Below are 14135 nucleotides of genomic sequence, written 5' to 3'. Positions count from 1 at the left end.
AAACGCGGGCTTGGACACCGGAGACCTCCTGCACACTGCGTGGGATCCCATGGTAATCCCGCGGGGCCGGAAGCGAGCCGTGCGTTCGCGCACGGAGGACGGCGCGGCTCAGCCGACCGTCACGAAATCGATGAGGTGCTCCACGCGGCCCACGAGCTCGGGCTCCAGGTCCCGGAAATTGCGCACCCGGCCACGGATCCGCGACCACGCTTCGGCGATGTCCGCGGGCTCGTCCGACGGCCAGCCGAGCGCGCGGCAGATCCCGGCCTTCCACTCGATGCTGCGCGGGATCACGGGCCACTCCGTGAGCCCCACCCGCCCCGGCTTCACCGCCTGCCAGATATCGACGAACGGGTGCCCCACGATGAGCACGTGCTGGCCGTGCGGCCCGCGCGCGATCTGCTCGGCGATGCGGGTCTCTTTGCTGCCCTTCACGAGGTGGTCGAGCAGCACGCCGGCGCGGCGCTCGGGCCCCGGCCCGAACTCGGCGAGCACGTCCTGCAGATTGTCGGCGCCCTGCAGCAGCTCGACGACGACGCCCTCCACCCGGAGGTCGTCGCCCCACACCTGCTCGACGAGCTCGGCGTCGTGCTTGCCCTCGACGAAGATCCGGCTTGGCATCGCGACCCGGGCCCGCTGCGGGGCCGTCGCGAACGAACCGGAGGCCGTGCGCTGCCGGCCTGCGGGGCGGCGCTGCGGCATCACGAGCCGCACCGGCTCGTCATCGATCAGGAAGCCGTCGCTCAGAGGGAAGGCGCGCACCTTGCCGCGGAAGTCCTCGAGCTGCACGAGCCCCTCGCGCGCGCCGACCACGGCGCCGCACCACTCGGTCTCGCTGTGCTCCACGACGAGGTCGCGTGCGAGCACCACCTCCCGGCGCTGCACGGGGCCGCGGCGGGGCTTCATGCGGGCGAGGGGGTCACCGTCGTAGCGATCGTCGAACACGCTCCGAGCCTACCGGCCCACCCGCTGACGGGGGCGACTGATAGCGTGCTGCGGTGACCACCGATGATCGCCCACCGCGGCGCCGCCTCCGATCTCTCCTCGTCGACGTCACGCCGCTGCGCGCCAGCCCGGCGTTCGCGAAGCTCTGGGTGGGCACCTCGGTCGCGCAGATCGGCGCGCAGATCACGATCGTGGCCGTGGGCCTCCACGTCTACGCGCTCACCCAGTCGACGCTCGCGGTCTCGCTCGTCGCGCTCTGGGCGCTCGGCCCCATGATCCTCGCGGGCTTCGTCGGCGGCGCGCTCGCCGACACCTTCGACCGGCGCAGGGTCTCCCTCGTCACCGCGCTCATCGCGTGGAGCAGCGTCGGCACGATGACGGTCATCGCGTTCCTCGACGTCACCGCCACCTGGCCGTACTACCTGCTCGCCGCGGTGAACGCCACCTCCGCCACGATCCTCGGGGCGACGCGCGGCGCGATCCTGCCCCGGCTGCTGTCGCCGCAGCTGCTCCCCGCGGCCGCCGCGCTCAGCGGCATCACGATGGGGCTCGCGATCACGGTCGGCCCCGCCGTCGCCGGGGTGCTCGTCGCGAGCGTCGGGTTCCCCTGGACCTACCTCCTCGACGCCGTCCTCTTCACGGGCGCCTTCCTCGGGATCCTCAGCCTGCCGGCCATGGTGCCCGAGGGTGGCCGCGCTCGCGTGGGCTTCGGATCGGTCGTCGAGAGCCTCCGCTTCCTGCGCACCGCACCGAACGTGCGCGCCACCTTCGTCTGGGATCTCGTCGCCATGACCCTCGGCTCGCCGCGCGTCGTGTTCCCCGCGGCCGGTGCGCTCGTGCTCGGCGGCGGCCCCGTCACCGTCGGCGTGCTCACCGCGTCGTTCGCCGTGGGCGCGCTCCTCTCCGGGCTGTTCTCGGGGCCGCTCGGCGCAGTGCGCTGCCAGGGCCGCGCCGTGACCCTCGCGATCGCGGCGTTCGGCGCCTGCACCGCGCTCTTCGGCGTCGTGCTGCTCGTCACGGGAATCCTCGGTGGCGGGCAGGCACCCGCCGCCCCCGTCGTCCCCGCGATCCTGCTCGGCGGGCTGGCGCTCGCGGGGACGGGCGCCGCCGACAACGTGAGCGCCGTGTTCCGCACGACCATCCTCCAGACCGCGGCGCCCGACGATGTGCGCGGACGCATGCAGGGCCTGTTCTACGTGGTGGTGGCGGGCGGCCCCCGCGTCGGCGACCTCATCGCGGGCGGCCTCGCCACGCTCCTCGCGCTCTGGGCGCCGCCGCTCCTCGGCGGTCTCGTCATCCTCGGGGTGATGCTCGTGCTGCTGCGCACGGCGCGCGGCTTCATGGCGTACGACGCGCTGCGCCCGACGCCGTAGAGACGGCTGCCGCTGCTCCGGGGTTCCGGCTGCGGCTGCTGCGCTGTGGCTCCGGCTGCTGCCCGGTGGCTGCGGCTGCTGCCCCCGTGGCTGCGGCCGTCCGGGCCGCCGCGATGCTACGGTGCTGCCATGAGCACCGCCGCTGCAGCCCCGAGCCCCGCCCCCTCTGAACCCCTCGTTCTCGTGCGAGCGGAGGGCGCGATGACGCGGATCACGCTCAACCGGCCGCGAGCGATCAACGCCCTCTCGAGCGAGATGTTCGGCATCCTCGCCCACGCGCTTCGCGAGACGCGCGAAACAGCGGGTGCGAGCGGCGCCGCGGCCCCCCGCAGCATCCTGATCGACGGCGCGGGGGACCGGGGCTTCTGCGGCGGCGGCGACATCAAGGAGATCGCCGGAGCGGATCCGCGCGGGATCCTCGCCCTGGAGTACGCGGTGGACCACTGGATTGCGCGCTCGCCGCTCCCCGTCGTCGTCATCATGGACGGCATCGCGATGGGCGGCGGGATCGGGCTCGGCGGGCACGCCGCGCAGCGCGTCGTGACCGAGCGGAGCCGCCTCGCCATGCCGGAGGTGCGGATCGGGATCGTGCCCGACGTGGGCGGCCACCTCCTCCTCGCCCGCGCTCCCGGGCGGCTCGGCGAGCTGCTCGCGATCACAGCGGGGGAGTTCGGCGCGGCCGATGCGATCGGGCTCGGTTTCGCGGACTGGTTCGTCCCCTCCGAGCGGATCCCCGAGCTCCGCGCCGCGCTCGCCGCAGGTGAGGCGCCCGCGGCCGCCTGCGCGCGCCACGCCGAGCAGCCGCCTGGCCCGGCGCCCATCCTCGAATCGGCGGCCTGGTGGGACCCGATCGCCGAGTTCGCGCTCGGAGCCGGCGCTCCCGACGCTTCCGCCACTCCCGCCGCTCCCGCCGCTCAGGGCGGGGCCGAGGCGATCGCGGCGGCCGTTCGGCTCCTCGCCGCCCTCGACGCGAGCCCCGTCCCCGCTGCGGCAGCGACGGCGGAGCTGGTGCGCGGCATGTGCCCCGCATCAGTCGTCGTGACGCTCGCGCAGCTCGACCGCACGCGCCGCCTCGACCTCGACCTTGCGGCCGTGCTCGCCGACGACCTTCGCGTGCTCGGCCGTCTCGCCGCGCGCCCGGACTTCCCCGAGGGCGTGCGTGCACAGGTCATCGACAAGGATCGCAGCCCCGCCTGGTGCCCGGCGACGATCGCGGAGCTGGAACCGGCCGAGGTCGCGGCGATCCTCGATCCCGAGCTTCGGGACGGCGAATGGGCGCTCGACCTCGATCCCGAGCTGCCCGCGGATCCCCGGGGCTAGGACGCCGGGGCGGCCTCGTCCGCTTCGGGCTGCCAGCCGAGCGTCACGTCGACCCACCCGGCGGCGCCGGTGAGCTCCACGAGCCGGTCGACCGGGATCTCGACGGCGCTCGTCGCCGTGCCCGCGGCTGGGAACACGGTCTCGAAGCGGCGCAGGGAGGCATCGAGGAAGACGCGCGCGCCGGGCGCCGGGGCGAACGGGCAGACCCCGCCGATCGGGTAGCCCGTCCGTTCGAGCACCTCGGGGCCCCGCAGCATGCGCGGCTTGGCGCCGAACGCTCGCTTGAAGCGGCCGCCGTTCACGCGGGCATCTCCTGCGGCCACGACGAGCACGGCGCGATCCGCGTCCTCGGGGTCGGTGAAGCCCAGCGTCTTCGCGATGCGCGCGGGCTCGGTGCCGACCTTCTCGGCGGCCAGCTCGACCGTGGCGCTCGACTCGGCGAACTCGAGGATTTCTCCCGTCCACCCGAGGGCGGCGAGGTGTGTGCGTACGCGTGCGGTGTCCAAGGATGGTCCTCTCGGGGTTGGGGTCGGGGTGATGTGTGCTGGAGTGCTGGGGCTTCGCGCGCTGGGTGGTTCTGTGCGGGAGATCGGGTGGGGCGTGCGCGGGCTCGCTCCGGCGTTCGCGTCTCGCTCCCGCGTTCGCTCCCGCGCCTTGCCCGCCTCGCTTGCCCGCCTCCGCTTCCTCGGAGAAATCTGGAATATCGGAGAAATTGCGGGCTCTGCCTCCGAGATTCGTGATTTCTCCTGCGGGGTCTGTGCGCGGGGGCGCCACAGATGCGCGGGCAGAACGCGCGCCGCCCTTCCTCGCCCCGCCCGCACACCTCCGTTTCCTCGGAGAAATCTAGGATCTCGGAGAAATTGCGGGCTCTGCCTCCGAGATTCGTGATTTCTCCTGCGGGATCTGTGCGCGCGCCGCGCGCGCCCTACTCGTGCGGGTCGCCGATGCAGAACTCGTTGCCCGCGGGATCCGTGAAGACGTCCCACGAGAAGCCCTCCTCGCCGCGGAGCCCGAGGTGCTCGGCGCCCGCCGCGGTCCACTCGGCCACGAGCGCGTCGCGGTCGACGTCGGCCGTGCGGTTGAGGTCCAGGTGCATGCGGTTCTTCCCGGGGGTGGGCGCCTCGACCTTCTGGAAGCCGAGCGCCACCGGGAGTTCGGGCGCGCGCACCATGCAGAACCAGCCGTCGGCGTCGTACGCGATCTCGCCGCCGAGACGCTCCGCCCACCACGCCGCCAGGGGGCGCGGATCCTCCGTATCGAGGGTGATCATTCCGAGCTGGATCATGCGAGGTCCTCCTCCGTCGTCCGAGCCCGCGCAGCGGCGGCGCTCCCGCGCCGACCCGGGCGGCGGCGCTCCCGCACCACGCTAGCGCGCCCGGTACGCTGGTGGGGTGAATGAACGCTGGGATCCGGCCGGCCCCGACCTGGTCTACGAGGGCGACAATCTGCCGATCCTGCGCAGCCTCCCCGGGAGCGCATTCGCGACGGTGTACCTCGACCCGCCCTTCAACACGGGGCGCTCGCGGCAGGCGGAGCGCGTGCGCGGCGTGCGGTCGCCCGGCGGTCGGCTGGGCTTCCGCGGGCAGGGTTACGACGTGACGCGCGAGATGACCCTCGCCTACGACGACCGCTTCGTCGACTACTGGGAGTTCCTCGAACCGCGCCTCGAGGAGGCGTGGCGGGTGCTCTCGCCGGACGGGCTGCTGTATCTGCACCTCGACTATCGCGAGGTGCACTACGCGAAGGTGCTGCTCGACGCGATGTTCGGTCCCGAGTGCTTCATCAACGAGATCATCTGGGCCTACGACTACGGCGCGCGCACGAAGCGGCGCTGGCCGGCGAAGCACGACAACATCCTCGTGTACGCGAAGCTGCCGGATCACTACTACTTCGACGCGGAGGCCGTGGACCGGGAACCCTACATGGCGCCCGGGCTCGTGACCCCGGAGCAGGCCGCGCGCGGCAAGCTGCCGACGGACACGTGGTGGCACACGATCGTGTCGCCGACGGGGCGCGAGCGCACGGGCTACCCGACGCAGAAGCCCGAGGGGATCCTGCGCAGGATCATCCAGGCGTCGTCGCGTCCCGGGGATTGGGTGCTCGACGCCTTCGCGGGGAGTGGCACGACCGGGGCCGCCGCGGCCGAGCTGGGGCGCCGCTTCGTGCTGATCGACGACAACCCCGAGGCCACCGAGGTGATGCGGCGCCGCTTCGCCGAGCGGGAAGTGCGGTTCGCGTGAGCGGCTCGGGCGGCGCGAGCGCGGCGTTCCCGGTCCACCTCGACCGGGCGGCCGAGGCGCCCCTGCCCGTCCAGCTCGCGGCCGCGCTGCGCGAGGCGATCGACGCTGCGACCCTGCGGCCGGGGGAGCAGATCCCCGCGACCCGGGAGCTCGCGCGGCGGCTCGGGATCGCGCGCGGCGTCGTGGTCGCGGCGTACGAGCAGCTCATCGCGGAGGGGTATCTCGCTTCGGCGCACGGGCGGGGCACAATGGTGAACCCGGCGCTCGAGCGCACGGATCCCGCGGATCCGGAGGCGGCGTGGAGCGCCGAGCCCGCCGCCCGGGCGGCCGCGAAGCCCGGGACAATGGCGGGCGCCACTGCCGGCGCAGCGGCGGGCACCACGGCGGGCACAGCGGCGGGCGGCACTCCGGCCGCCACTGCGAGCACTGCTCAGAACACCACTGGCTCGGCCGCGCCAGCGACACCGCTCGCGGCCGCGCTCGACCGCGACGAGCCGCCCGCGCCGCTCACGCCCGGGCAGCCGATCACCGACGCGGTGGTCGGCCCGGCCTGGCGGAGCGCCTGGCGGCACGCGGCGGCGCTCGTCGACGCGGTGCCGCCCGCGCTGGGGGATCCCGCGCTCCGCACCGAGATCGCCGACCACCTCCGCCGCATGCGCGCGACCGCCCGTGGTGCGGGCGACGTGCTCGTCACCGCGGGCACCCGCGACGGCCTCGGGCTGCTGCTCACCGCGCTCGGGGGGACGCGCGGGCGCGAGCTCGTCGTCGGGGTGGAGGATCCGGGACTGCCGTCGCTCCGCGGCGCCGCCCAGCGCTACGGCGCGCGGATCGTCGCGCTGCCCGCCGACGGCGAGGGACTCGACACGAGCCGATTGCCTGAGGGCATGCTCGACGTGGTGATCGTCACGCCGAGCCACCAGTACCCGCTCGGCGGCTCGCTGCCCCTGCCGCGGCGCCGGGCGCTCCTCGCGTGGGCGCGGCGCACGGGCGTCGTGGTGGTGGAGGATGATTTCGACTCCGAGCTGCGCTACACGGGCAGCGCGCTGCCCACGCTCGCCGCCCTCGATGATCCGGATCGCGGCTCCGTCGTGCTCCTCGGCACGTTCTCGCGCACGATCGCCCCGGGCCTCTCGGCGGGGTTCCTGCTCGCGCCCGCCGGTCTCCGCGCGCTCATCGAGCCCGTGCGGCGCGAGCTCGGCGGCCCGGTCTCCGGGGTGGTGCAGGCCGCGCTCGCCGCCTATCTCGCGAGCGGCGAGCTGCGGCGCCACACCGCCCGGATGCTGCGCCGCTACGCCGCGCGGCGCGACGCCGTGTCCGAGCTGCTCGCGGGCGCCGCCGGGGTGCGGGTGCGCCCGATGGACGGCGGGCTGCACGCCGTGCTCGAGTTCACGAGCGGGGGGAGCGAGCGCGAGGCCGCGGCGGTCGAGCGCGGCCGCGCTGAGGGGCTTGGGGCCGCGGCGCTCGGCCGCTACTGGCAGCGCCGGGATTCCGGGACCGGGATGTCAGGCCTCGTGATCGGGATGGGCGGCGCGGACGATGACGAGTTCGTGCGCGCGCTCGTGCGGCTGCGCGCGATCCTCGACGCGCGCTGATCCCGCGTTCCCGGCGCTCGCTCCGCACGCCCAGTACGAGGACCCGGGCCGCGCGCCCAGTACGAGGACCCGGGCCGCGCACCGGCACCGCGCACCGGCACCGCGCACCGGCACCGCGCACCGACACCGCGTACCCGCACCCGCTCACGCCCGGGTGCGCGTGAGCAGCCGGGCACGCTCGGCGGGGTCGGCGGCGGCAGCGGCGGCGGCCGCTGCGAGGCCGAAGGCCGCGTCGACGACCGCGAGATCGGCCGAGGCGGTCGTGCCGTGGCGCGCGAACTCGGCGGTGTGGTGGGCGGCGCCGCCCACGTCGTAGCCGATCATCGGATGCAGGCTCGGCACGAGCAGCGACACGTTCCCCATGTCGGTCGAGGCGACGGGGGCGCTCGTCAGCGCGACGTCGCGCCCGCGGAGCGCCAGCGCCTCGCGGTAGGCAGAGCAGAGCGCCGGATCCTGCTCGAGCGCCGCGAAGGGCCGACCCTGCTCGGCGACGACGAGCGCGCAGCCCGTCGCGAGGGCCCCCGCGTCCAGGCACGCGCGCACGCGCCGGGTCACCGCCGCAAGATCCGCCTGACTGCGTGCCCGCATTTCCACGCGGCCGCGCACGCGGTCCGGGATCACGTTCACCGCCGAGCCGCCCTCGTCGAGCACGATCGAGACGACGGCCCCGGGCGGGAGCTGCTGCCGCGCGAGCGCGATCGCCGTCTGCGCGACGACGGCGGCGTCGAGCGCGTTGACGCCCTCGGCCGGGGCTGCGGCAGCGTGCGCCGCGCGCCCCGCGTAGTCGAACGCCCACAGGGTCATCGCGAGCGAGGCGTTGCCGACCGCGTCGGAGCCGGCGGCGTGGGCCATGACCGCCAGGTGCGCGTCATCGAAGAAGCCCTCCTCAATGAGGTCGATCTTGCCGCCCGTGGTCTCCTCCGCGGGCGTGACCAGTGCGAGCACCGTGAGGCCCGCGTCGGCGGCGACGGCCGCGAGGGCGAGCGCCGCGCCGAGCGCCGCGGCCGCGTTCACGTTGTGGCCGCAGGCGTGGCCGATCCCGGGCAGGGCGTCCACCTCGATGCAGCACGCGACGACGAGTTCGCCGTCGCCCGCCCGGGCCGCGAGGGCCGTCGGGGCCGACGGCTGCACGGCGTCGAGCGTGAAGCCGGCGCGGAGGAGCCGCTGCTCGATCCGGGCGCGGGCGCGGTGCTCCTCGCCGCCGAGCTCGGGGTCGGCGTGGAGCGCGTGGCTGAGCCCGCGGAGATCTGCCGCCGCCGCCGCGACGGCCGCGCCGATGCGGGCGCGGAGCGCCGGGAGCAGGAGGGGCGTGGGGAGCTGCTCGGGTGCGGGAAGCACCCGGGGTGCGGGAGACGCCTCGGACGCGGGAAACTGCGCGGGTGCGGGCGAAACGATCATGCTGCGGCCTCCTGCGCTGCGCCGCGGCGGTATCCGGCCCCGACGCAGCCGGCGATCAGCGCGACGGCGGCGAGGACGATCCAGATCGCCCACAAGCCGCCCTCCGAGATCTTCCCCGCGTCGGTCACGCTCGCAGCGGAGATCATGCGGACGATCGCGGCGCCGACAGCGATGCCGACCGAGAGCGCGAGCTCGTTCAATCCCGCGGCGGCGGAGGTACGGTCGACGGGGACGCCCTCCACCGACAGCGCGCGGGTGGCGGCCTGGTACATGCCGAGCGCGACGCTCAGCAGGGTGAAGCCCGCGCAGTACAGCGGGAAGCTCGTGTGTCCGAGTGCCATCGTCGCGAAGCCCGCCGCGAGCACGAGCCCGGCGGTGAGGAGCGTGCGATGCTCGCCGATCCGGGACATCAGCCGGGACGTCCCGAGCGACGCGAGGAACGAGGCGATCGAGGTGAGCGCGACGACGAGCGCGATGTCGAATGGGTTCAGGCCGAAGCCGTAGCCCGCGGTGGCCGGATCGGCGTGGAGGAACAGGCCGTTCGTGCCGAAGTAGCTGATGGTGGCGAAGCCGAAGCAGAACGTGGCGATCGTGATCGAGCGGATCCGCGGGATGCGCAGCATCGAGAGGTCGAGGAAGCGGCGGCGGGCTCCGCTGGGCGCCCCGTCGAGGCGCCCCCACAGGGCGAGGAGGGCGATCCCCGCGACGCCCGAGGCGAGGGTCCGGACGTCGGCCCAGCCCCACTCGGGGCCCATCGCGAGGGCGACGACGAAGCCGATGATGCCGAGCGAGCACGCGGCGAGCGGTGCGATCGCGATCGGCTCGCGGGAGGGCACGCCGGCGTCGGGCAGGGCGAACGTCGCCGCGAGGGCGAGCGCGGCAACGGGAACGGCGATCCAGAATCCGGTCACGGGGTTCTCCGCGCCGACGATCCCCGCGATGAGGCCGCCGAAGCCCACGGAGATCATGAGCACCCCGATGAGCACGCTGACCCCGCTGCGCGTGCGGGAGTCGTCGGTGGTGCGCAGGATCCCCATCATGAGCGGGATGAACCCCACCACGCAGGTGAGCAGCACGAGCCCGATCGTGATGGTGGCGAGCGAGGGCAGCGCGGCCATAAGGACGGCACCGAGTGCGACGGCCACGGTCGACCACCGCAGCACGAGGCGGTAGCCGTAGCTGTCGCCGAGGCGGGAGACGATCGGGGTCATCACCGCGAACGAGACGTTCGAGATCAGGAAGAGGCCGTTGATCCCGGGGTCGTCGATCCCGATGACGGGGCCGAGCGCGGGCAGGAGCGGGGTGAGATAGCCCTGGGTGACGCCGCTCAGGGTCTCGATGATGGCCATGGCGAGGATGATGACGGCGATCGGGGTGCGGGAGGTCCCGGCCCGGGCGGGAGCGATGGGAGCAGTCATGCTGGACCTTCTGTGAGGGAGCCGCGGCGCTGCGGCTCGATGCGTCCCGCACGGAGTGCAGGTGTGGTTACCGTAGGGTGGGCAGCAAAAGTGGGGCTCAATTTGCACGAATCGGGAGATTTCATGGAGGAAACGCTGGAAAATGCCGAGCTCTCCGAGTTCGATCTCGCGCTCATCCACGCCATCCAGATCAGTCCGCGGGCGAGCTGGCAGCGTCTCGCCGAGGCGCTCGACGTCGCCCCCTCGACCCTGTCCCGACGCTGGGCCCGGCTCGCTGCCACGCGGCGCGCCTGGGTGGCGACGGCTCCAGGCCGTAACCACCTGGAGGTGGGCGCATCGGCGTTCCTGCTCCTCCGGGTCGACCCGGCCCATCAGGCAGCGGTCACGGAAGCGCTCTGCGCGGAACCCGCCACCGGGACCGTCGAGCGGGTGGCCGGATCCCACGACTTCCTCGTCGACTGCTTCGCCCCGACCCGCGACGACCTGACCCGCTTCCTCACGGGCCCCGGGACGACCCTTCCCGGCGTCACGGGCCGGGACATCCTCTTCACCACTCGGATGCACCGCGACGGCTCGGCCTGGCGCGCTGGCGCGCTGGCTCCCGGTCCGGCCGGTCGGCTCGGGGAGGGGCAGAGCGGGCACCCAGTGCCGACGGTGCGCGATGCGGTCGACGTGGCGCTCATCGAGGCGCTCGGTGCGGACGGCCGCGCCAGCTGGTCGGAGCTCGGCGCGGTCTGCGGGCTCGCACCGCAGACCGCGCGGAGGCGCACCGAGAGCCTGCTCGCCGCGGGAGTGTTCTCGTTGCGCTGCGAGGCCGCGACCGCAGTGCGGCAGGGGCGCCGCGCGGTGACGCTGCTGCTCGACGTTCCCCCGGAGCAGCTCGACGCGCTCGGACGCTGGTTCGGCGATCGCCCGGACTGCCGGGTGAGCGCCGAGGTGCTCGGGATCGGGAACCTGCTCGTGAGCCTCTGGGTGCCGCACCTCGCGCAATTGCACGACATCGAGCGGGAGGCCGCCGCGCTGGCGCCGGCCGTCCGGGTGGTGGGGCGCGAGGTCGAGCTCGCGAGCGTAAAGCGCGTAGGGCATCGGCTCGACGCCGCCGGCCGCAGGATGGGCCGGGTGCCGGTGCCGCTCGTGCGAGCGCGCGCCTGAGCGCTACTCGGCGAGCCGGGCGAGGAGCGCGTCGCGGAGCACCACCGCGTGGTTCACCCGCGGATCTCGCGCGCCGTACAGCAGGCTGATCTTCGGGTGCGTGCGGGCCAGTTCCGCGAGGCGGGCGAGCTCGGCCTCGGCCGGACCCTGCGCGAGCTCGGCGCGGTAGTCGGCCGCGAACGCCGCGAAGTGATCCGGCAGGTGCGCGTCGGGATCCGCGTGCCAGCGCTGCCGCAGCTCGGCGCTCGGCGCGGCGTCCTTCGCCCAGCGGTCGAGCGCGGCACGCTCCTTCGACACACCGCGGGGCCAGAGCCGGTCGACCAGGATGCGCACGCCGCCCTCTGGATCAGCGGGGTCGTAGACGCGTTTCAGGGTGATCTGTGCGGGCACGCTTCCTCCTCGGCTCGGCCGGTCCGCCGGCGCACGGGTCCGGGCCCGCCCGCGCCGCCGCCCGGTGCACCTTACAGTCTGCGCGCGCGAGGTGCCCGAAGACAAGGCGGGCCTGGACGCCCGGCGCGGGGGAGTGTTACGCTTGCCGAAACGTTACGGCAGATACTTCGCTGATGTAGCAAAGATGCTCCAAACGTTTCACCACCGATCCCGCGCTGACGCGGCGAATGCGAAAAGAGGAACCATGACTGAGAACTCGGCCGGCTCGTTCGACGAGACGATGTGGAACGGGCTGCTGCACGGCGGCATCGGCGGCACCTTTATGGGGGTGCCCCGCGTGGAGCTCGACCGCGCGGCGATCGCGGCATCGGGCGCCAAGGCGGTCGTGTACGGCTTCCCCTTCGACGGCACCACGATTAGCCGCAGCGGCGCGAACTACGGCCCGCGGGCGATCCGCGAGACCTCGGTGCAGTACACGAATTTCCAGGCCACCTTCGATTTCGACCTGTTCGCGCACCTGCCACTCGTCGATGGCGGCGACTGCAACGTCGCGCTCGGGAACACCCCGAAGACGTTCGAGCGCGTCGAGGCCGACATTGCCGAGATCGTCGCCGCGGGCGCGATTCCGGTCGTCTTCGGCGGTGACCACTCGGTGAGCATCCCCGTCGGCAAGGCGGCGAAGCGGCCGGGGACGAGCCCCGGCTGGGTGCAGTTCGACACGCACCTCGATGCCGCCCCGAACGTCGGCGGCGAGGAGCTGAACCACTGCTGCACGATCACGCGCGCGGTCGACAACGGCTACGATCCCGCGAAGATCGTCCTCGTGGGCATCAGCGGCTGGATGAACCCGAAGACCGAGTTGAAGTACTGCCGCGACCACGGAATCCGCGTGATCTGGCTCGAGGAGATCTGGGAGAAGGGCACCGTCTGGGCCGTCGAGCAGATCCTTGAGCGGGTCGGCGAGGAGGGCTTCTACCTGACGTTCGACGTCGACGCGCTCGATGCCGCGTTCGCGCCGGGCACCTGCGCGCCGACGCCGGGCGGCATGACGATCCGCGAGGCGCTCGAGATCATCCGGGGGATCGCACCCGCCGGGCTCATCGGGCTCGACGTCGCCGAGCCTGCGCCGTCGCTCGACCACTCGACGCGCACCCAGCTCATCGCCGGCCGGATCGCGCTCGAGGCGCTCGCATTCCACGCGGGCTGCCCGAGCACGCCCGTGTTCGTGGGCTGAGTGCGCCCTTCGCGGATGAGGCCGCTGGGGGCCGTGGAGCGGAAGCTCCGCGGCCCCCAGCGGCCTCGTGTCATGCGTAGAGCTCGGGGCGGCGCTGCGCGAGCATGTCGGTGGGGCCGCCCGTCTCGCGCCGGAGCGGGACGGTGACGGTGATCGTGCCGCTCTCGCGGTCGTCGAGCTCGCCGAGCAGCGCGCCGTCGGGGGAGACGGCGCAGCTCCCGCCGCAGAAGTCGTGCCCGGATTCAGCGCCGACGCGGTTCGCGTACGCGAGCGCCAGCCGGTTTTCGAGCGCGCGCGACTGCGCCGCGATCCGGTGGTCGAGGGTGTAGGGGTGCATGTTCGCCGAGCCCGCGACGAGTACCTCGGCGCCGCGTAGTGCGAGCGTGCGCGCGACCTCGGGGAACTCGATCTCGAAGCAGTTGATCACGCCGATGCGCGTGCCGCAGAGCGTGATGGGGGAGAGCGCGTCCCCGGCGCGGAATGCCGCGCGCTCTGAGCCGAAGAGGTGGGTCTTGTGGATCGGCTCGCGGATTGCCCCGTCGCGGTCGATCGCCAGGTAGGCGTCGGAGAACCCGTCGCCGAGCGGGGCGACGAAGCCGGTGAGCAGTGCGCGGCCGGCCGCTCGGCAGGCGGCGGCGAGCGGGATGAGCCGCGGGTCCTTTGGTGTGAGCGCGAGCTCGTCGAGCCGCTCGGTTTGGTAGCCCGTGAGGAACAGCTCGGGGAGGACGATCAGATCCGCCGCGGTCTCCTCGACGAGCGACTGCGCTCGCGCGAGGTTGGCCGCGAGATCGCGGGGCGTCGGTGCATCCTGAACGATCGCGACGCGCAGGGTCTCGGGGGACATGGGGCTCCTCTCGGCCGTTCGCTTGGCGTGCTGCCAGCGTGATTAATCGTTTCGACTCTATCGTTTCGTTTCCGCAAAAGGAATCAATCGAGTATTGCTAAAACGTTTCGGCCGCTGTAACGTGAGCGCAGGAATCGCGTTCCCGCAGCGTCGCGGGTTCGCCCAGCGGTTCCGGACGGGTGCGCCGATCATCGTTGCACATCGTCGCAGATCTCGAAGCAAAGGAGTT

Annotated in this window: 13 protein-coding genes; 6 read left to right on the top strand and 7 right to left on the bottom strand. The window is 73.4% G+C overall.

Annotated features, from left to right (window positions below):
* Positions 1-108 precede the first annotated feature (108 nt).
* A complete protein-coding gene (locus tag U874_RS0107330) occupies positions 109-945 on the bottom strand; it encodes a DUF3097 family protein (RefSeq protein WP_025133890.1) in 837 nt (278 codons plus the stop codon).
* 53 nt (positions 946-998) lie between these two features.
* Between U874_RS0107330 and U874_RS0107325 the strand changes: the two genes are divergently transcribed.
* On the top strand, positions 999-2318 hold the full coding sequence (locus tag U874_RS0107325; protein WP_025133889.1) for an MFS transporter: 1320 nt from the start codon (positions 999-1001) through the stop codon (positions 2316-2318).
* 129 nt (positions 2319-2447) lie between these two features.
* Positions 2448-3638, top strand: coding sequence for an enoyl-CoA hydratase/isomerase family protein (locus U874_RS0107320; RefSeq protein ID WP_025133888.1), 1191 nt, complete (start codon positions 2448-2450; stop codon positions 3636-3638).
* Here the strand turns inward: U874_RS0107320 and U874_RS0107315 are convergent.
* Both U874_RS0107315 and U874_RS0107310 read right to left on the bottom strand, forming a co-directional pair.
* Entirely contained in the window at positions 3635-4144 is a 510-nt protein-coding gene (locus U874_RS0107315; protein WP_025133887.1) for a YbaK/EbsC family protein, read from the bottom strand. The genes U874_RS0107320 and U874_RS0107315 overlap by 4 nt on opposite strands.
* A 419-nt stretch (positions 4145-4563) precedes the next feature.
* Positions 4564-4923, bottom strand: a complete 360-nt coding sequence (locus tag U874_RS0107310) for a VOC family protein (protein WP_025133886.1) — start codon at positions 4921-4923, stop codon at positions 4564-4566.
* 106 nt (positions 4924-5029) lie between these two features.
* Here U874_RS0107310 and U874_RS0107305 point away from each other — a divergent pair, with 106 nt between their 5' ends.
* Together U874_RS0107305 and U874_RS0107300 are read left to right on the top strand one after the other, a co-directional pair.
* Complete coding sequence (locus U874_RS0107305) at positions 5030-5878, top strand: site-specific DNA-methyltransferase (protein WP_025133885.1); 849 nt, start codon at positions 5030-5032, stop codon at positions 5876-5878.
* The gene (locus U874_RS0107300; RefSeq protein WP_029987907.1) at positions 5875-7470 is read left to right on the top strand and encodes a PLP-dependent aminotransferase family protein; all 1596 of its coding nucleotides are present in this window, start codon (positions 5875-5877) and stop codon (positions 7468-7470) included. The genes U874_RS0107305 and U874_RS0107300 overlap by 4 nt, the downstream gene beginning before the upstream one ends.
* A gap of 144 nt (positions 7471-7614) precedes the next feature.
* Here U874_RS0107300 and U874_RS0107295 read toward each other — a convergent pair whose 3' ends face one another.
* Together U874_RS0107295 and U874_RS15345 are read right to left on the bottom strand one after the other, a co-directional pair.
* The gene (locus tag U874_RS0107295) at positions 7615-8868 is read right to left on the bottom strand and encodes an amidohydrolase (protein WP_025133883.1); all 1254 of its coding nucleotides are present in this window, start codon (positions 8866-8868) and stop codon (positions 7615-7617) included.
* Positions 8865-10286, bottom strand: a complete 1422-nt coding sequence (locus U874_RS15345; RefSeq protein WP_025133882.1) for an MFS transporter — start codon at positions 10284-10286, stop codon at positions 8865-8867. Before U874_RS15345 ends, U874_RS0107295 begins: the two co-directional genes overlap by 4 nt.
* Before the next feature lie 123 nt (positions 10287-10409).
* Between U874_RS15345 and U874_RS15340 the strand changes: the two genes are divergently transcribed.
* Positions 10410-11438 carry an Lrp/AsnC family transcriptional regulator gene (locus tag U874_RS15340; protein ID WP_025133881.1) on the top strand — a complete coding sequence of 343 codons (1029 nt, stop codon included), beginning with the start codon at positions 10410-10412 and terminating at the stop codon, positions 11436-11438.
* Positions 11439-11441: 3 nt separating this feature from the next.
* Here U874_RS15340 and U874_RS0107280 read toward each other — a convergent pair whose 3' ends face one another.
* Positions 11442-11828 (bottom strand): DUF488 domain-containing protein, encoded by a 387-nt coding sequence (locus U874_RS0107280; RefSeq protein WP_025133880.1) that lies wholly within the window; start codon positions 11826-11828, stop codon positions 11442-11444.
* A gap of 244 nt (positions 11829-12072) precedes the next feature.
* Between U874_RS0107280 and speB the strand changes: the two genes are divergently transcribed.
* Positions 12073-13062: an agmatinase gene (gene speB / locus U874_RS0107275; protein ID WP_025133879.1), complete on the top strand. Its 990-nt coding sequence runs from the start codon at positions 12073-12075 to the stop codon at positions 13060-13062.
* 70 nt (positions 13063-13132) lie between these two features.
* Here the strand turns inward: speB and U874_RS0107270 are convergent, their stop codons facing one another.
* Complete coding sequence (locus U874_RS0107270) at positions 13133-13906, bottom strand: carbon-nitrogen hydrolase family protein (RefSeq protein WP_051582834.1); 774 nt, start codon at positions 13904-13906, stop codon at positions 13133-13135.
* Positions 13907-14135 lie beyond the last annotated feature (229 nt).

The sequence above is a fragment of the Leucobacter sp. PH1c genome, assembly GCF_000633415.1.
Taxonomy (GTDB): domain Bacteria; phylum Actinomycetota; class Actinomycetes; order Actinomycetales; family Microbacteriaceae; genus Leucobacter.
The sequence above is the reverse complement of the archived record's forward strand: the minus strand, read 5'-3'. Positions and strand labels throughout refer to the sequence as shown.